This is a genomic window from Bacillus sp. CGMCC 1.16541 (assembly GCF_003184905.1).
In the GTDB taxonomy this organism is placed as follows: domain Bacteria; phylum Bacillota; class Bacilli; order Bacillales; family Bacillaceae_H; genus Priestia.
The window spans coordinates 94,778-113,276 of record NZ_KZ821207.1; the positions used below are offsets into that span (position 1 = coordinate 94,778).

At 36.5% G+C, this 18,499-nt stretch carries 15 protein-coding genes and 1 pseudogene; 9 read left to right on the forward strand and 7 right to left on the reverse strand.

What is annotated here, in order from left to right:
• Positions 1–41 precede the first annotated feature (41 nt).
• Positions 42–2,138 (forward strand): EAL domain-containing protein, encoded by a 2,097-nt coding sequence (locus DIS06_RS02365; protein ID WP_162595837.1) that lies wholly within the window; start codon positions 42–44, stop codon positions 2,136–2,138.
• A 114-nt stretch (positions 2,139–2,252) separates the two neighbouring features.
• Here the strand turns inward: DIS06_RS02365 and DIS06_RS02370 are convergent, their stop codons facing one another.
• The 4 genes and pseudogenes from DIS06_RS02370 to DIS06_RS02385 form a co-directional block, all read right to left on the reverse strand.
• The gene (locus DIS06_RS02370; RefSeq protein WP_110111655.1) at positions 2,253–3,020 is read right to left on the reverse strand and encodes a DUF4931 domain-containing protein; all 768 of its coding nucleotides are present in this window, start codon (positions 3,018–3,020) and stop codon (positions 2,253–2,255) included.
• Positions 3,021–3,095: 75 nt separating this feature from the next.
• The gene (locus DIS06_RS02375) at positions 3,096–3,530 is read right to left on the reverse strand and encodes a sensor histidine kinase (protein WP_110111656.1); all 435 of its coding nucleotides are present in this window, start codon (positions 3,528–3,530) and stop codon (positions 3,096–3,098) included.
• 33 nt (positions 3,531–3,563) lie between these two features.
• Positions 3,564–3,773 (reverse strand): annotated as a pseudogene (locus DIS06_RS20875) (histidine kinase dimerization/phospho-acceptor domain-containing protein); the annotation flags it as partial.
• Complete coding sequence (locus tag DIS06_RS02385) at positions 3,763–4,608, reverse strand: PDC sensor domain-containing protein (protein ID WP_110111657.1); 846 nt, start codon at positions 4,606–4,608, stop codon at positions 3,763–3,765. The pseudogene DIS06_RS20875 and the gene DIS06_RS02385, both read right to left, overlap by 11 nt.
• A gap of 196 nt (positions 4,609–4,804) precedes the next feature.
• Here DIS06_RS02385 and DIS06_RS02390 point away from each other — a divergent pair, with 196 nt between their 5' ends.
• The 6 genes from DIS06_RS02390 (at position 4,805) to DIS06_RS20695 (ending at position 11,523) form a co-directional block, all read left to right on the forward strand.
• On the forward strand, positions 4,805–5,272 hold the full coding sequence (locus DIS06_RS02390; RefSeq protein WP_110111658.1) for a MarR family winged helix-turn-helix transcriptional regulator: 468 nt from the start codon (positions 4,805–4,807) through the stop codon (positions 5,270–5,272).
• Between the two features lie 133 nt (positions 5,273–5,405).
• A complete protein-coding gene (locus DIS06_RS02395) occupies positions 5,406–7,100 on the forward strand; it encodes a M3 family oligoendopeptidase (RefSeq protein ID WP_110111659.1) in 1,695 nt (564 codons plus the stop codon).
• 680 nt (positions 7,101–7,780) lie between these two features.
• Positions 7,781–8,731 (forward strand): TAXI family TRAP transporter solute-binding subunit, encoded by a 951-nt coding sequence (locus DIS06_RS02400; protein ID WP_110111660.1) that lies wholly within the window; start codon positions 7,781–7,783, stop codon positions 8,729–8,731.
• 109 nt (positions 8,732–8,840) lie between these two features.
• The gene (locus DIS06_RS02405) at positions 8,841–9,347 is read left to right on the forward strand and encodes a DUF1850 domain-containing protein (protein ID WP_110111661.1); all 507 of its coding nucleotides are present in this window, start codon (positions 8,841–8,843) and stop codon (positions 9,345–9,347) included.
• Positions 9,340–11,322: a TRAP transporter permease gene (locus tag DIS06_RS02410; RefSeq protein ID WP_110111662.1), complete on the forward strand. Its 1,983-nt coding sequence runs from the start codon at positions 9,340–9,342 to the stop codon at positions 11,320–11,322. Before DIS06_RS02405 ends, DIS06_RS02410 begins: the two co-directional genes overlap by 8 nt.
• Before the next feature lie 66 nt (positions 11,323–11,388).
• Positions 11,389–11,523 carry a hypothetical protein gene (locus DIS06_RS20695; protein WP_275425408.1) on the forward strand — a complete coding sequence of 45 codons (135 nt, stop codon included), beginning with the start codon at positions 11,389–11,391 and terminating at the stop codon, positions 11,521–11,523.
• 92 nt (positions 11,524–11,615) lie between these two features.
• On the opposite strand, the gene DIS06_RS02415 is transcribed toward DIS06_RS20695, so the two are convergent.
• Together DIS06_RS02415 and DIS06_RS02420 are read right to left on the reverse strand one after the other, a co-directional pair.
• Positions 11,616–13,202, reverse strand: coding sequence for a PAS domain S-box protein (locus DIS06_RS02415; RefSeq protein WP_110111663.1), 1,587 nt, complete (start codon positions 13,200–13,202; stop codon positions 11,616–11,618).
• Positions 13,203–13,318: 116 nt separating this feature from the next.
• A complete protein-coding gene (locus tag DIS06_RS02420) occupies positions 13,319–13,624 on the reverse strand; it encodes an ATP-binding protein (RefSeq protein WP_162595838.1) in 306 nt (101 codons plus the stop codon).
• 291 nt (positions 13,625–13,915) lie between these two features.
• On the opposite strand from DIS06_RS02420, the gene DIS06_RS20015 reads away from it, so the two are divergent.
• A complete protein-coding gene (locus DIS06_RS20015; RefSeq protein WP_162595839.1) occupies positions 13,916–14,062 on the forward strand; it encodes a hypothetical protein in 147 nt (48 codons plus the stop codon).
• 353 nt (positions 14,063–14,415) lie between these two features.
• Here DIS06_RS20015 and DIS06_RS02425 read toward each other — a convergent pair whose 3' ends face one another.
• Entirely contained in the window at positions 14,416–16,548 is a 2,133-nt protein-coding gene (locus tag DIS06_RS02425) for an ATP-dependent Clp protease ATP-binding subunit (RefSeq protein ID WP_110111665.1), read from the reverse strand.
• A 378-nt stretch (positions 16,549–16,926) separates the two neighbouring features.
• On the opposite strand from DIS06_RS02425, the gene nhaC reads away from it, so the two are divergent.
• On the forward strand, positions 16,927–18,309 hold the full coding sequence (gene nhaC / locus DIS06_RS02430; protein ID WP_110111666.1) for a Na+/H+ antiporter NhaC: 1,383 nt from the start codon (positions 16,927–16,929) through the stop codon (positions 18,307–18,309).
• Positions 18,310–18,499: the final 190 nt, after the last annotated feature.

Sequence of the window (18,499 nt, forward strand, 5' to 3'; positions counted from 1 at the left end):
GGATGTGATGATAAGTGAATAAAGGAAAAATGAGGAATCGTATGTCCTGGTTTAAAAAACAGACTCAACAAGATTTAAATGTTTATCAACTACTATTTGAAGAGTATCCTCAACCTATTATCTTAGTGAATGTAGATGGGCTTGTTGAGGCCACTAACACATTAGCTCGTTCTTTGTTTCATACAAACATCAATCAAGGTGTAAATCATCATGCTTTAGAATTTATTGAGCAACAAGAACACGATGGTTTTCAGTCATTTATAAAAGCAGTTCAGGTTCAAGGACAAGCTGTGTTTCACGGTTCCATTCAAACGATGAAGGCAGAAACATTCGCAGCAACCATTGTAGGGAAATGGATGATAGATGGTACGATTTCTTTGACATTTCAACTTACACAACGAACAGATATAGAGTCTTTATTGTATGTCGATTTACTTACTCAGCTACCGAATCGCTACTTTGTTGAAGAACAGCTAAAGGGTGTATCAAGTGAAAAACGAGCTTTACTTATACTGAGTATTGAGTCTTTTCGTTTTATGAACGAGACGATGGAATACGATATTCATCAAGATTTAATCAAGCATATAGCAATAAAATTACAAAGTGCGATTGGAGAGAAAGCATTAGTCGCACGCATGAATGATGATGACTTTGCAATCTTATTGCCTTATTATGATCGCATCGAAGAGGTTTATGAGGTGGCGGAAAGCCTACTCTTACTTTTGCAAGAACCCATTTATATTCATACGTATGCTTATTATATGCCCACATGCATTGGAATTAGTCTATCAAGTGAGCAAACAAATCAAGTCTTACTAATTGAACAAGCTCGTTTCGCGTTACACATGGCGCAGAAAAAAGGGCGAAATCATTATGAAGTATATAATCAATCAGTATCTGCAAGCTCTTATCGTTCCTTTTTATTACGTATGGATTTACAAAGAGCTTTGCAACAACGTGAGTTCTGTCTTGCTTATCAACCGATTGTCGCAGCGGAAAGTGAGGCGATAGTCGGTGCTGAAGTGTTATTAAGATGGAATCACCCAGATTTAGGCATTGTTTCTCCAGCTGAATTTATCCACTTGTTAGAAGAAGAAGGATTGATTCAAGAAGTGACTTATTGGACACTTGAACAAGTTTGTCAACAATTAAAAACATGGGAATCACAAGCGATGACGGATTTGCGTGTGTCCATTAACTTTTCACCCGAACAATTCACAGATCCGCATTTATTAGATCGTGTACACAACATCATCACTCGCTATGAAGTGAATCCAAGTCAAATTCAAATTGAAATTGTTGAAAGTTCGTTCATTGAGAATGAATCAGCTATTTGTCATTACATTAATGAGTTAAGTAGACTAGGTTTTCTAATTGCAATTGATGATTTTGGTATTGGCTATTCTGCACTAAGTTACTTGAAAAGATTTACAGTCAATACAATTAAAGTTGATAAAATTTTCGTTCGAGAAGCAATTCATAACAAAGTAGACTTTGAAATTATTAAAGGACTCATTCAAATCGCTCGAAATTTAAACATTCAAGTGGTAGCAGAAGGAGTCGAAACCTATGAGCAACTATTAGTTCTACAATCGTTACAATGTCACTTCCTACAAGGCTTTTATTTTAGTAAACCTTTGTATGTGGATGAGTTTGAGCGCTATATGGAAAAAAACATTCATCATAGTGGGGAATATAACCAACGAGAATTTCATCGCGTATTATTTCCGTCACCGATAGAAGCATTTGTCACCATTCAAGAATATAAAAAGAAGCGAGTGTCTACTGGTAAAAGCCCGATTTTACTTGAAAACATCAGTGGTGGTGGGATTGGCTTTTTATCCACTATCAAGTTTCCAGTACAAACGGATATGATTTTGGCGGTTACGATGACGTTGCTAGGTGAGAGCTTTACACTTCTAGGCACGATTGTATGGGAGAAAGAAGTAACAAGAGGTATTAATCAGTATGGTGTTCGGTTTATTTCGAATCAATACGGTTCACCTGCCGTTTTAGGATTCATTCACCGATTAGAAGTTCAACTGAAAAAAGAGAGTGCATCTAGTCAACTATTTTATATTTATGATGAACCTAAAGATTACTTTGAAAAAGCAATCTCAAAAGCAGTGTCTCACTAAAAAACAGACTCAAGACTAAGACCTCTTAGCTTGAGTCTGTTTTGTTGTTCAGTTATAAAGTAATGGTTTGCATGCTAATTCATATTTCTACTGAAGTAAAAAATATAGAGCTGTTTACTCCTCGGTCAAATAAAGACGCTTTACCTCATCAGCAATGACATCGATCTTATTGGATACTTGTGGAATGCCGTATCCCATATATAAAGGTGAAGTGGCAAATCTTGGTAAAATCTTAGCGATAATTTGATCTTCAAAATAATAGAAAAATAAATTATAACTCGTACAACTTCGATGAAAATGATTTAATACATAGTGTGTGGCGATTTGAACGTAATCGGCAAAGTGTTTTAATTGATCATGATTATTCATTAAGACGTTAAACTCGAAAAACCCTACTCTTGGCTTTGATGACAAGTTGAATGTCACTCCGCCTTTTTTGTCAATCGTGATGCCCTCAAACATGCTTCGCTCAACCGTTGAATTGCATTCAATATGTTTTAACCCAATAATTTGCATATGAGGATGCCTTAATGATCCGCCAGACATCGGTCCATGATTTTTATAAAAAATAACAGACGTATATTCCCCGCTATTGAGCATCTCAACCCAATGTTTAATTCCAAACGATAAGAGCTTGTACAAATGATTTTTCGGATAAAGAGAAAGTTCAGAAGAACATTCATCCGTCTCAATAATAACAGTCTGATACGTATCTTGTAAGACGGGATATTTATTTTCTAGCCAAATAATCGATCCGTCTTTTGCTAGGATGTTTGTCAGAGAGTGAACATCACAAAAGGGACAGGGGTTTTGACGATTAATAATAGTTTCAGGCTTTTTTGAGCCAATAGACGAGTTAAAAATAAGATGAGAATTTTTCATGTCAGTCACCTTTGATGGAATAATTTTAAGTGATTTCATTATCTCAAAATTAATAGGAAAAGAAAAGAAATAGGGCTACTGAGAGTGATCTAGCGGAAGGGAAACTTCTACTTCTGTTCCAACATCTACTTGACTACTAAAATGAATTGTCCCTTTATACGCATCAATAATCCGCTTACATACAACAAGACCTAATCCTGTTCCATCACGCTTCATGGTGAAAAAAGGTTGAAAGATTTTATCGAGTGCTTCAGGTGGTATGCCACTTCCAGTATCAGATACCTTCAACAAGCAATCGTGATTACGCCTCGTTAAGGTAAGAGTAAGGATACCGCCTGGTTGCATAGAGTCCAATGCATTTTTCGTTAAATTTAAAAGCACTTGCTTGATTTGATTTTCGTCACAATAAATGGGTAACGGCTTTTCGTCTACATGCATTTTGAGTGTGATTCCATAAATCGTTGCTTCAGACTCAATGACTGGAACGACCTCTTGAACAATTGCACGCAAATCGTTTGATTGACGGTTTTCAGCAGTTGGCTTACCCAGGATAAGAAACTCACTGACAATTTGATTAATACGATCAATTTCACTATGAATAACAGAAAAATAAAACTGATCTTCTTCTTTTGTGTATTTTTCACTTAATAAACGAACAAGCCCTTTAATGCCTGTTAGGGGGTTGCGAATTTCGTGAGCTGTACTAGCCGCTAACGTCCCAATCAGTTCTAATTTTTGGCGTTCAGTTTGAATACGTTCTTTTTTTTGCTTGTCTTTTGATTAAAGCCAATTTTGCTAGTAAAAAGATGATATTTGTGACTACAAATGACAAAAGAAATGCATGTAAAAATAGATAAAAAATATCTTTACTTGGAATAGATGGAACCGAAACAGTTACCGTCCAAGGTACGCGGTCTAATTGCGTACGAACAAACACGTCATTTGAATGAACTTTTTCGCTTGTTTGAAACACAAGCAATTGGTTGCGATCGTAAACATCTATTTTCACATCCGGTGTTAGTTCAGCCATAATGGTCTCTATGTAATTAAGTCGCAAACTAGCAAGTAATACGCCTCTAATTTGTTGATCTCGATCTAAAATAGGCGTGGCAATGGTGACGATATATCTTCCGGTCAGTCTCCCGAAATATGCATCCGATATAGCTGTTTCTTTTGTAGAGAGAACACGCTTAAAGTAGTCACGATCATACACGTTAATGCGTTTTGGTAATTCGTGTGAACCAAACAACATCTCTCCGTTCATATCAATATAATATAAACCAGATAATCGAGAGTCTCTTTGGTGTGTGCGTCTTAATGTCCGTTCAATCTCTGCATAAGAAGACTTGTCTGGGTTTGCCATTAAGGCAATGGTTTCGATACTTGCTTTGGTTTCACCTACAAACCGGTCTAAATGGCCTTTGTGAAAAAGAGCGGTTTCTTCTGCGTAATCCACGACATCTTTGTTTAATTGATAATACCGTAGTTGTACAAATAATAGGCTAATCATAATAGAAGGAATAAGGACAATGATTAAATAAAGTTGAATCGTATGCCGTTTTGAATTTGTAAAAAAGGAAATAAACATGCGCAGTTAAACGCTCCTTGCTACATAATCTGCATTTATTATATCATAAACCCTTATATAGAAGGATTTATGATAAATATGAAAACACTTTAAGAGAGGAAATGTGAATAAGCTTTGTCATATTTAGGAGAGATTTGACAGAGGCTAGCTATTTTAGTAAAATTGTCTTGATATCGAGATAAAGGAAATGATGACGATGAATCAAGATGTTTCGAGGGAACAATTAGATCAATCATTAAAATTATTTATTGTATTATCACGAGCACATCGAGCAGTGAATGATCATGTGCATAAGTTAATTCAACAGCATGGAATGAACCCAACAGAATTTGCAGTATTAGAATTGTTGTATCATAAAGGAAAGCAGCCTCTTCAACAAATAGGCGGTAAAATTTTATTAGCAAGCGGTAGTATCACCTATGTAATTGATAAGCTTGAGAAAAAAGAATATTTAACTCGTGTTGCATGTCCAAACGATCGACGTGTCACATATGCAGAAGTAACAGAACAAGGGAAAAAAGTCATGGAGAGCATGTTCCCAAGTCACGAAAGACGCATTCATGATTTATTATCGGTTCTTGAAGACGAGGAAAAAGCAACGGCTATTGAATTGCTCAAGAAGCTAGGGCACCATGCAAGTGAATATGTTCCAAAAGGTGAATAACAGTGTACGACACAACGCGTGTCGAATGCTGTTATTTTTTTTAAAAGAAATGAAGGAAATAAAGAGCCGAATGAAGAAAATATATAAAGTTAAGTAACTGATACTTTTTAATACATATATGAGGTGGTAGCAGATGAAATTTCAAGACTTTGAATACAAACGACCAAACATAGAAGAAGTTGAAATAGCATTTCAACGAGCATTACAAGTGTTTAAAGAAGCTGAAACAGTAGAAGCGCAAAGTGAGGCAATTAATAAAATCAATCAAATTCGTGCAGATTTCGGGACGATGTCAACGATTTGTTCTGTTCGTCACTCGATTAATACAGAAGATGAATTCTACAAAGTAGAACAAGACTACATGGATGAAATCGAACCTGTTTTTGAAGGGTTTATTCATCAATACTACACAGCACTTGTGTCATCTCCATTTCGTAAACAATTAGAAGAAAAGTGGGGAAAACAGCTGTTTGATTTAGCGGAAGCACAATTGAAAACCTATTCACCAGAGATTGTAGAAGACTTACAATTAGAAAACAAACTTTCCTCTGATTACACAAAGTTAGTGGCATCAGCCAAAATTTTATTTGAAGGGGAAGAGCGTACACTTGCCCAGTTAGAGCCATTTATGCAATCAACAGATCGAGATATGCGTAAAAAAGCAGCAGAGGCACGCTTTCAATTCTTTGCTGAGAATGAAGAAGCATTCGATCAAATTTACGATGACCTTGTGAAAGTACGAACAAAGATTGCAACGACACTAGGTTATCAAAACTTTGTGGAACTAGGCTATGCGCGTATGGCTCGTACCGATTATAACGCTGACATGGTGAAAAAATTTAGAAAACAAGTGCTTGATTTTATTGTGCCGCTTGCGAGTAAGCTAAAAGAAAGACAGCGAACGCGTATTGGCGTTGAATCATTAACGTATTATGACGACCCGTTTGAATTTAAAACAGGAAATGCAACCCCAAAAGGAAGTCCTGAATGGATCATTGAAAATGGTCAAAAAATGTATGAAGAACTTTCACCTGAAACAAACGAGTTTTTCCAATTCATGATTGATTATAACTTAATGGACCTTGTAGCGAAAAAGGGCAAAGCAAGTGGAGGATACTGTACATTTATTGAAAATCATCAATCTCCTTATATTTTCTCGAATTTTAATGGAACATCAGGTGATATTGATGTGTTAACACATGAAGCTGGTCACGCGTTTCAAGTGTATTGTAGCCGTCACTTTGATGTACCGGAATACTCTTGGCCAACGTACGAAGCAGCAGAAATTCATTCCATGAGTATGGAATATTTCACATGGCCATGGATGGAGCTATTCTTTAAAGAAGATACAGAGAAATACAAGTTTTCTCATTTAAGCTCAGGACTATTATTTTTACCGTATGGTGTATCAGTTGATGAGTTTCAACATTTTGTATATGAAAACCCAGATGCAACGCCTCGTGAGCGTAAAGAAGCTTGGCGTCAAATTGAGAAAAAATATACACCATGGAAAGAGTATGATGGCAATGAGTATCTTGAAAACGGAGGCTTTTGGCAACGTCAAAGTCACATTTACAATGTCCCATTCTATTATATTGATTATACTCTTGCGCAAATTTGTGCGTTCCAATTCTGGAAAAAAGATCGTGAAAATCATGAAGAGGCATGGAATGATTACTTACACTTATGTAAGTTAGGTGGAAGTCAATCATTTGTAGGGCTTGTAAAAGAAGCTAATTTACTTTCACCGTTTGAGGACGGCTGTGTCGAGTCCGTAGTCGGAGAAATTGAACAGTATTTAAACTCTATTGATGATAAAAAATTGTAATAGCTGTAGACAACAAAAGACTGGAACATAAGCCTGCCTTTTAGTTAATGATAGATTCGAACGATCCTTGGGGTTTTTGATCGTTCGGATCTTTTTTTGTTGATTGGGAAAACAATGTTAAAAGAATAGTGGAAAGCGAGTGTCTGAAGCGCAATGGAACGAACTTGTTCTTACAACTTAACAATCATAGAAACATCGTTGTTTGTCTTTGAGACGGAATTATTTCGTTATGTCGCAACCTCTTGTTAAGGTGACGAGAAATTACCTTTGGAAGCATAAAATCTAAATGTATAAATATAGTTTTTGGAAAATATATATGCAAAAGAGGTTTTTAGAACTAAAAAAATATAGTTATTTTTTTGAAAAATAAAAATAAAATGGACAATGATAATAGAATTGTAAAGCTGTTCTAAATAAAATAGAAAAAGAAAACGATTAAAATTTTTAATCATCATCATTAACATTGATAAATCAAGGTTTTTAAGAACTTTGATTTTACAGGGTTACAGACTTTAATCACTTAAAAATGGATACAGTAATTGACAATAGTTATGCAACAACAGCGTATTTTTAAAGGTATTGTATAACAAAAATGTAACACTTTATTGACAATTATGTTAACAATTATGTTAATATTGTAATGTAGAAAAATAGTAATATAGGAAAGAGGGGGAATATTTATGAAAAGAAAACGCTATCTTATGCCAGTTGCTCTTATGGTCGGATTAATGATGATCTTAGCTGCTTGTGGCGGTGGTGGAACTAAACAACTTAGCCTTGTAACAGGTGGTACAGGTGGTACATACTACCCATTAGGTGGAGCAATGGCTCAAATCATTTCAGATAATACAGATGCAGAAGCAACAGCTCAATCTTCAGGTGCATCTGCGGAAAACATGGAAACATTGAGCACGGGTGATGCTGATATTGCATTTACGCAAACGGATATTGCTAGTTATGCAACAGAAGGAAAGTTAATGTTTGAAGGAAATAAAATTGATAACATCCAAGCAATCGGAACGCTATATCCTGAAACAGTGCAGATTGTAACATTGAAAAAGAATGGTATTGCATCTGTTGAAGATTTAAAAGGAAAAACAGTTTCTGTCGGAGCACCCGGAAGTGGAACATATGCGAATGCAGAACAAATTTTAGAAATTCATGGTTTAACAATGGACGACATTACAGCACGTAACTTAGACTTTGCAGATTCAACAGAAGGAATTCAAGATGGTAGTATCGATGCTGCGTTCGTTACAGCTGGTACACCAACTGGAGCTGTTGAAAGTTTATCTGCTACACAAGAAGTTGTCATTGTGCCACTTGCTGATGAAAAAGTAGCAGAGTTAATCGAAAAATACCCGTACTACATTGAAGATGCAGTACCAGCTGGCACTTACAAACTTCCAGCTGAAGTGAAGACAGTAGCGGTTCAAGCCATGCTTGCTGTATCAACAGACTTAGAAGAAGATTTAGTATATGAAATTACAAAATCTATCTTTGAGAACACAGACAAAATTACACATGCTAAAGGAAAATTAATTACAGCTGAATCAGCAGTTGAAGGTGCTGGAATTCCGTTCCATCCAGGTGCTGAGAAATATTTTAAAGAGCAAGGGTTATTAGATTAATTTTATAACGAACAGAAGATAGACCAGTTGATGTCAATTGGTCTATCTTTTCCTTAATACACATGACTTCATTTTTGAGGAGTCATCTTTCTTATGTAGGGGATTTATTATGAAAAAAAGGTTGCTTTTCGTTCTGTTAGTGAGTATTAGTATTAGCTTATGCTTCGTTCCGTTTAAGGAAGCACTTGTAATCGAACATGAAAATTCAGGTCGCTTAATCGGGTATGCTTGGATTGGGAAGAGTGATCGTTTTAAAATTCAATATACGCATTCCATTCATTTATCAGATGTGATTGAAACATATGAAATTACCAATAAAAACGACGTAAAACAAGTGGAATTACAATATGAAGATTTTGCGATCGGAATGCCGTCTGAAGGGGTAGAGGGTGCTACCTTTATTGAAAAAGATGGTCGCTATTATCTGAAAGATATGAACCTTGTTTTTCCGTTTATTGACTTGCGGATTGGACAAGTTGTCGCCAATCATACATTGCTTTATCAAAATCGAAAGATACCATTCTCTTCATTTGTACAAGAAGGAAAATGGATCAGGATAGATTATAAATATGTCAACTTATGGGACATTATTAAAGGAGTGAATATACTTGGATAAAAAAGATAGACAACATGAAACGTTATCAGAAAAAGAGCAACAAGAGTTGCTAGCAAAGTATGATCCAGAAGCAAACACACGTAAGCTAACAGGTGTGCTAGGTTGGATTGCATATGGCGGATTGCTAGCTTTTTCATTGTATCAGCTCTATACAGCTGTCTTTGGGGTGTTTGCAGCTCAAGTTCAGCGTTCGATTCACCTAGGTTTTGCATTAGGACTTATCTTCTTACTGTTTCCGGCGTCTAAGAAGAATAAGAAAAAAGGAAAGTTACAAATTGCTTGGTATGATGGAATATTAGCACTATTAGGAGTTGTAGTTGGTTCGTATTGGCCACTAAAAATCAACGAACTCGTTAACAAAGTAGGTCGATTAGATACATTAGATTTTATTATTGGTTTATTAGCGATTGTTCTTGTATTAGAGGCAACAAGACGTGTGGTTGGATTGCCGATTACCATTATTGCATCCGTTTTTTTACTATACGGGTTATTCGGACCGTACATGCCAGGGTTTTTAGTACACCGTGGCTTATCATTAGAGCGTTTAGTTCAAACGATGTTCTTTACAACAGAAGGAATTTTAGGTACGCCTTTAGGGGTATCTTCTACGTTCATTTTCTTATTCCTTTTATTCGGAGCTTTCCTTGTGAAGACAGGGGTGGGTCAATATTTTAATGATTTAGCGGTTGTCATTGCCGGTCGTCGTGTCGGTGGTCCTGCCAAAGTAGCGATTTTCTCAAGTGCCCTTCAAGGTACCATCAGTGGTAGTTCCGTTGCAAACGTTGTAACATCAGGATCATTTACGATTCCAATGATGAAGAAACTCGGTTATCGTAAAGAGTTCGCAGGTGCAGTAGAAGCAGCAGCTTCAACCGGTGGCCAACTAATGCCTCCTATTATGGGAGCAGCAGCCTTTTTGATGGTTGAGTTTATTGGAAACGGTATTACGTATTGGGATATTGCAAAAGCAGCGACAATTCCAGCTCTGTTATACTTTACAGGAATTTGGATTATGACCCACTTTGAAGCAAAGCGTATCGGATTAACAGGATTACCACCTGAAGAAATTCCAAACAAAAAAGAAGTATTAAAAAAGATTTATTTATTAATTCCAATTCTAGCAGTTGTTGTTCTATTGATGTCCGGCGTTACGGTGACACGAGCAGCTTTATTAGCCATCGTCATTACAATTGCCGTGAGTGCGATTCGTAAAGAAACACGTATTTCAGTTGCCGATTTCTTTGATGCGCTTGTTGATGGAGCGCGTACTGCATTAGGTGTAGCAGCAGCAACAGCAGCAGCAGGGCTAATTGTTGGGATTGTAACGAAAACAGGTCTTGGATTAAAGTTAGCAAATGGATTAGTAGAGCTTGCGGGTGGCGTAGAAATCTTAACGTTATTCTTTACGATGATTGCAGCTCTTATTTTAGGAATGGGTTCACCTACAACTGCAAACTATGTTATTACGTCTACAATTGCAGCGCCAGCTATTATTTTACTAGGTGCACCAGACTTAGCAGCTCATTTATTCGTGTTTTATTTTGGAATCATTGCTGACATTACACCACCAGTTGCGCTAGCGGCGTTTGCTGCTTCAGGTGTATCAGGTGGAGAGCCAATTCGAACGGGTGTGCAGTCTGCGAAATTAGCCATCGCAGCTTTCATTATTCCGTATATTTTCGTCTTATCACCAGAAATGCTTATGATTGATACGACGCCAACGAGAACCATTTGGGTTGTGGCAACAGCGTTAGCAGGTATGATTGCAATCGGTGCTGCAATGGTTGGATTCTGGTATCGTAAACTACATTGGGGAGAGCGTGTTCTTGCTCTAACAGCAGGATTAATGCTTATTATCCCAGAAGGGTTTACAGATATCGCTGGGTTTGGTCTATTCATCGTATTATTGGCTGTACAAATTATGACAAAGAATAAAGATCAAAACAAACAAAAGCCAACAACGGCACAAGCGTAAAAAGAAGGGATTCGTTCCCTTTTTTTTATTATTTATTTTTTCTTGAAAACCAAAAGTGTTTAGTCGATGGTGAAATTAGATAAACATGCTGGGGGAGTGGGCGTTGCTGTTGTAACTGATAAATCATCATGGCTTCAAAATCATTCATATACATCATTTTTGCCACCTTTCACGTTTGTTTTCTTACTTTTATTTTATTAAACTCAAACGTGAGAGGAATCAGAAAGAAGAAGGAAAGTTTTATCCTTATTTTGTCAAAGAACCCATCAGCCTTTTGACTGATGGGTGTTTGTTTAAAGTGATAACACAGCAGATGGAATTAACGGGAGGCGAAGCTCAATCGTTGTTCCATGCTTTTCTTTACTTTCTATTGTCATCGATCCGTGGTGTTGTTTTAAAATATCTTTTGTAATTAACAAGCCAAGACCTGTACCATATTCTTTTGTCGTGAAAAAAGGTTTGTCGATATGCTTGATCATATGTGAAGGAATCCCTTCTCCTGAATCTTGTATTGTAATCACTAATTCATTTTCATAGTGCGTGACTGATATGGAAATAAGGCCACCGTTTGGCATGGCTTCAATCGCATTTTTTAATAAGTTAATAAAAACTTGTTTAAGTTGATTCGCATCACACATAAGTTGTGTGTCACGGATGTTCATGCGAACGTCAATCAATACGTTTTTTAACGCGCATTCTGTTTCAAACAACAAAATGACATCGTTTAGGATACCTCGAAATAAATGAGGCTTCATGGAAACAGGTTGAGGCTTTGCAAGCATTAAAAATTCATTAACAATACCATCAATGCGCTTGATTTCAGACTTCATAATCGATGTATACATATGATGTTCGGGACTTTTCTCATCAATAAGTTGCACAAACCCTTGTAAAGACGTTAAAGGATTGCGGATTTCATGAGCCACTCCAGCGGCCATTTCTCCTGCTAGTGATAATTTATCCGTTCTTCTTAAAAATTCTTTTGTTTCTTTTTTCTCCGTTATATCACGAGCGATGGCAGAAAGAGCAATGACTGTCTGCTTTTGATCATAGATAGGAGAAAGAGTAATTTCAACATCAATGAAATGGCCATCTTTGTGTACATCTTGTGTTTCAAAGCTAATCATACTTTCGCCACTTCTTACACGCTCAAAGCGATCAAATGCACTCTTTTTTAGTGGTTCAGGGATAAATGGCATCTCAAGGCCAACAATCTCTTCTTTCATCCATCCATACGTTCGTTCAAATGCAGGGTTTACAGAAATCACTTTCCCATCCACACTAAAAACAGATATCGCGTCATTATTATACGTGAAAAAGGATTGAAGGTATTCTTGACTTGAATGTAGTTCTGTTTCTTGTTCGTTTATTTTCATCTTCGTGACAGTCCATAGACTTTTCGTGAACTTTGTATAATACAACACGAAAAGCATAATAAAAACAGCAAATAAGAGAAAGTAAATAAGGTCCGCTTCGGTAATGTCTGCCTTCATTATAGTAAAAGAACGTTCATATAAGTACCAAAGTAAAGAAAGAGACAGAACAGTTGATGTGAAAATAAGTCGGTAACTTTGGTAAATGACACTAATAATAATTCCTAAAAATAGAAAAATGTAATTCACAATCTCTGGTTCAATGATGTTTAGATAAGCCATGTATAGATAATAGAAGAAAATAAACGTATACATGGTTACTGAAGGATGTATATGAAAATAGATAAAAGCAGATAAGACAGTCATCATAAGTAAACCAACAAGAGGGGAGATAGGTGTTGGTTGTGAGTCAATGACTTTATATGAAAGTGTATGGAAGAAATAAAAACACCAAAATGTTTTAAAGAGAAGGATATTATGTTGATGGTTAGAAGCATGTTTGTTCATGTAAAGTACCTTTCCTATGTTTACCTAGTTTTCTAATTTTTATAGTATCATAAGGAAATAAAGATGAATAGATAAAAAAAGCGTGATACAGTGCTTTTTGGCTGTATCACGCTTTTTTACTCATTGATTACGAAAGGAAGTGTAATCGAAATGGTTGTTCCTTCATTTCTTTCACTTGTAATGGCAAGTTTTCCTTTGTGTGCGGCGATAATTTTATTTGATACCATCAATCCTAGTCTCGTTCCTTGCTTCTTTGTTGTGAAAAATGGTTTTTGAATGTGAGCTAAAATTTCTTGGGGAATTCCACTTCCTGTATCGGTTATCATAATAGAAATCGTCGAATCACCTAAAGTGGATTGAATGGATAACGCCCCACCTTTAGACATCGATTCTAGTGCATTTTTAAATAAATTAATAAACACCTGTTTTAAAGGAAAGAAGGTAAAGTCGGTTTGATAAACTTCAGTAAAAAGTTGTTCTCCATCTTGATGGTAAAAATAAAACAGATTCCAACTCTCTCATTTCTCCTTGAAACCAACATTTGTAAAGGGAATAAAAAGGAAATATTACAGCGTGAAACAGCTGTAAAGATTTGGTGATAATCTTGTAAAAATCAACACTTGTCTCACTAGATCTCATATAATCAGGACAGAGCCACACAACATGATGTACATAGTGGCTTACTTTTAAGATCTGAAGGGAGAACGTGAAATATGAACAAACGTCTAGCAGTCAAACTATTTGGTTCACTTTTAGCGGTTATGTTGGTTACGGCTTGTAGCGGTCAAACAGAGGATCAACAAGAAGAAACACCAGAAACTGAGCAACAAGAAGAAACGGAAGAAGAGACAACCGAATAAATTAGGAGCCAAGACAAAAGGGGCAAGGAACACCCCTGTTTGGCTCAGCCCACAACGGCCCTTGCCATAAAATCCAGTCATATCAATGGATACAGAGGTAAGGGCCGCTGTATCTAAATCCACTTTTTAAGCTTAATTCCTTCTTAAAGACGAACGATGACTTTTCTATAATTGTTAGGTTATAAGAACAAGTTCGTTCCATTATCTCCCGCAGAAGTCGAGTGCCTACGCTTCATTCCACCATTTTCTAAAACTGTTTTCCGATTCAACAAAAGATCCGAACTATCAATAGGATAACCTATGATAGTTCGGATCTAACTGACTAAAAGACTTATATCCCAGTTTCTTTTTCCTTAATTAGATGAAGAAGGTCGAACGATAATCGTGTCTTCTTCGACATCTATATACAGAGTAGCTATTGTTGTTTCGTCTAGTAGTAAATCTGTGATTCGATCTTCTACTTGTTCTTGAATAACGCGGCGTAAAGGTCGTGCTCCGAAAGCTGGATGATACCCTAACTCGGCCATCTTTTCTTTGGCTGCGTCTGATATTGTAAGTGTCACTTGTTGTTCAGACAGCGTTTCCTGTAAGTCAACAAGTAACAAGTCGACAATCTTGACAAGGTCTTGCTTATCAAGGTGATTGAATTCAATGATGGCATCAAAACGGTTTAAAAATTCAGGTTTGAAGTAAGATGATAACGAATCAAGAATGGATGCTTGTTTTAATGCATCATTGTTTGCTTCGAATCCAACCGTAATTTTCTTTTCACCCACTCCAGCATTACTTGTCATGATAATGACCGTATCTTTAAAGCTTACAGTACGACCTTGACTATCTGTTAAACGACCATCTTCTAAAATTTGTAAAAACATATGCTGAACATCAGGGTGTGCTTTTTCAATTTCATCTAATAAGATGATGGAGTATGGGTTGCGGCGCACTTTTTCAGTTAATTGACCTGCTTCTTCATGGCCAACATAACCTGGAGGTGAACCGATTAATTTTGATACAGCATGTTTTTCCATATACTCGCTCATATCAAGGCGCACCATCGCGTCTTTAGAGCCAAATAATTCTTCCGCTAACGTTTTTGTTAGCTCTGTTTTACCTACACCTGTTGGACCTACAAATAAAAATGAACCAATTGGACGGTGTTTAGCTTTTAAGCCAGCACGAGAGCGACGAACCGCTTTTGCGACTTTTTGTACGGCTTCTTGTTGACCAATTACTTTCTCTTGTAGATGATCAGCAAGGTGTTTCATTTTTGTTGTTTCATTCGCTTGAAGTTTCCCAACAGGAATCCCTGTTTTCTTTTCAATAATACGTTCAATCTGTGAAACATCAACAGTTGCTTCGCGGTTTGAATCATCCGTTAATTGCTTCTCAAGCTTCATTTCTTCATCACGAAGTTTTGCTGCAACTTCGTACTTTTCTTCTTTTAACGCGTCTTCTTTTTGTACAGAGATTTCTTTTAAACGATTTTCTACATCGTCTTTATTTGTCACACCAGCTTGTAAATTCATTTTCGAACCAGCTTCGTCTAATAAGTCAATGGCTTTATCAGGTAAGAAACGGTCCTGAATATAACGATGTGACAGTGTGACACAAGCTTTGATGGCTTCGTCCGTAAAGGTTACGTTGTGGAAAGCTTCGTATTTCGATTGAATCCCTTTTAAAATTTCAATCGCTTCATCCACGGTAGGTTCATGAACCATAACTGGCTGAAAGCGACGTTCTAGAGCTGCATCTTTTTCAATGGCACGATACTCTTTTAACGTCGTTGCACCTACAAGTTGTAACTCTCCACGCGCAAGTGCTGGTTTTAAAATGTTTCCAGCATCCATTGAGCCTTCTGCAGATCCTGCACCAACAAGTAAATGGATTTCATCAATAAACAAAATCACGTTTTTACGTTGTTGCAGTTCAGTAATCAAGTGCTTCATACGTTCTTCGAATTGACCACGAATTCCTGTGTTAGCAACAAGCGATGCAACATCTAATAAATACACATCTTTATTGACTAGCTTTGAAGGAACGTCACCTTCTGCAATTTTTAATGCTAGCCCTTCTGCAATCGCTGTTTTACCAACTCCAGGCTCACCAATTAATACAGGGTTGTTTTTATTGCGACGATTTAAAATTTCAATGACGCGTTCAATTTCATCGTCACGTCCAATCACAGGATCAATCAACCCAGTTTTCGCAATCTGTGTTAAGTTTCGGCCAAACTCATCTAACAATCCACCTCCGCCTTTTGATGGAGAAGGGGCTGTTTGTTTGGCTCCTGTTGGTTGCTCGTTGGCCATTTGATGGAATAATTCATCCATATTCATAAATCCACCACCTAATCCAGATGGAATTTTATATTGATTAACGACTTCTTGGTAACATTTATGACATAAACGATAGTGTTTCTTTTCATTATTGACTTGCATATTTAAATGAATCGTTGCGTGATGTTGATGACAGTTTTGACAAATCATTTTTTCTACCTCCTAAAATGATTGTAAAAATGGTCAAAGAAATGAGGTTTGACTTTGACTATCTTTGACTATTGTAACTTCATTATACTTTGACCTTTTTTGACTTTCAACTATTTTGCTTCATCTTGTTTTTGGTTGTTTTTGTTAACGATCATGCTATAGAAAAAGAGATGATGTTTTACAAAAAGTGCAGATTTTCTGTTTTTTACTTTTTACCCTATATAATAAGGAAAAAACATATAAATTCACACGAAGAATGAGACGTTGACCAATTGACAAACAATAGGGGAGAGCTTATACTTCAACTAGGTTTCGCACTTAACTGCACAAAAGCGTAAAAGCGTTTAAGTGTGAAAGTAGAAGAGGAGATTAGAGATCATGAGAAAACAGCTATCATTTTGGCAATCATTAAGTATTATCGTACTTATCTTAGCGTTTATTTTTGTTAGTTTATTTATTTTAAAAGTAGAACCTCATATTCCATTATTAATGAGTGTCGTTTTACTAAGTATTATCGGTGTTTTTCTAAAATACAAATGGTCAGAACTTGAAAACGGGATTTTAGAAGGAATTAAGTTAGGGATTAAACCAATTATCATTTTAGGTTTAATTGGCTTGCTCATTGCCATCTGGATGGCAAGCGGAACGATTCCGACCATTTTATCATATGGATTTAGCTGGGTTTCACCTTCTTACTTCTTAATTAGTGCCTTACTTATTACTGTTATTGTATCTACCTTTACAGGAAGTACATTTACAACGGTCAGTACAGTAGGTGTGGCGTTAATTGGAATTGGAACAGCGGTTGGTGTGCATCCAGGCTTAGCAGCAGGTGCGATTGTATCGGGTGCAGCATTTGGTGATAAAATGTCGCCACTTTCTGATACAACGAATTTTGCGTCTGGAATTGTTGGAGTAAAGCTTTTTACACATATTCGTCATATGCTTTGGACGACGCTGCCGAGCTTACTTATTACTGCGGTGATTTTCTTTGTCATTGGAATGCGTACGGACTATTCTGCTTTTCAATATGATGATATTGCAGCCGTACAAACGGTACTTAGTGAGCAGTTTACAATTAGCTTACTTACGCTTCTTTCACCATTACTTGTCCTTATTTTGTCTGTTAAACGATTTGATGTGATTCCAACCTTAATTGCGGGAATTTTAACAGGATTTGTGACAGCGCTTGTTCTTCAGCAACAATCATTGCCACAATTATTCACCATCTTACAACAAGGTTTAAAAGTTGAATCAGGGAATGAAATTGTTGATACGATTGTGAATCGTGGTGGATTGCAATCCATGATGTGGTCAATTTCACTTGTCATGATTGCTCTTGCGTTAGGTGGATTGATGAGAGAAGTTGGCATTGTGAAATCACTTCTAGAAGGATTAGCTAATAAAATTCGTCGAAGTGGTGATGTTGTACTATCAACTGTATTATCTTCTATTGGTGTCAATGTCATTACAGGAGAGCAGTATTTATCAATTTTATTACCAGGTCAAACATTTAAACCATTGTATGAAAAGTGGAACCTTGCATCAAAGAACTTATCACGTACGTTAGAAGATGCAGGAACACTTGTAAATCCGCTTATTCCATGGGGAGTTAGTGGTGCGTTTATTGCTCAAACATTAGGTGTTGATGTGGTGGATTACGCACCTTACGCTTTCTTCCTTTTACTATGTCCGATTGTTTCTGTTGTATTAGGATACACGGGAATAGGTATTGCAAAAGAGAATGGAAAAAGAAGCTAAGACAACGAAATGTAGTGTTAGCTAACTAAACCCTTTGCCGATAAAATCGATTGCGATAATTGATAAGTTGGCAAGGGGTTTTGTGCATAAAATTTTTCTTCGTTTTCTGTTCACAAAAACGTTAATAAATCAATCTTAAAATTCTCTAGTCAGGTAACTCAAATACCTTTACTATAAAGATAAAAGGTCG

Excerpts from the sequence above, each read along its gene's own strand:
- DIS06_RS02365 (WP_162595837.1), top strand. The coding sequence starts at position 42 with ATGTCCTGGTTTAAAAAACAGACTCAACAAGATTTAAATGTTTATCAA.
- DIS06_RS02370 (WP_110111655.1), bottom strand. The coding sequence starts at position 3,020 with ATGAAAAATTCTCATCTTATTTTTAACTCGTCTATTGGCTCAAAAAAG.
- DIS06_RS02385 (WP_110111657.1), bottom strand. The coding sequence starts at position 4,608 with ATGTTTATTTCCTTTTTTACAAATTCAAAACGGCATACGATTCAACTT.
- DIS06_RS02390 (WP_110111658.1), top strand. The coding sequence starts at position 4,805 with ATGAATCAAGATGTTTCGAGGGAACAATTAGATCAATCATTAAAATTA.
- DIS06_RS02395 (WP_110111659.1), top strand. The coding sequence starts at position 5,406 with ATGAAATTTCAAGACTTTGAATACAAACGACCAAACATAGAAGAAGTT.
- DIS06_RS02400 (WP_110111660.1), top strand. The coding sequence starts at position 7,781 with ATGAAAAGAAAACGCTATCTTATGCCAGTTGCTCTTATGGTCGGATTA.
- DIS06_RS02405 (WP_110111661.1), top strand. The coding sequence starts at position 8,841 with ATGAAAAAAAGGTTGCTTTTCGTTCTGTTAGTGAGTATTAGTATTAGC.
- DIS06_RS20695 (WP_275425408.1), top strand. The coding sequence starts at position 11,389 with ATGGTGAAATTAGATAAACATGCTGGGGGAGTGGGCGTTGCTGTTGTA.
- DIS06_RS02415 (WP_110111663.1), bottom strand. The coding sequence starts at position 13,202 with ATGAACAAACATGCTTCTAACCATCAACATAATATCCTTCTCTTTAAA.
- DIS06_RS20015 (WP_162595839.1), top strand. The coding sequence starts at position 13,916 with ATGAACAAACGTCTAGCAGTCAAACTATTTGGTTCACTTTTAGCGGTT.
- DIS06_RS02425 (WP_110111665.1), bottom strand. The coding sequence starts at position 16,548 with ATGATTTGTCAAAACTGTCATCAACATCACGCAACGATTCATTTAAAT.
- nhaC (WP_110111666.1), top strand. The coding sequence starts at position 16,927 with ATGAGAAAACAGCTATCATTTTGGCAATCATTAAGTATTATCGTACTT.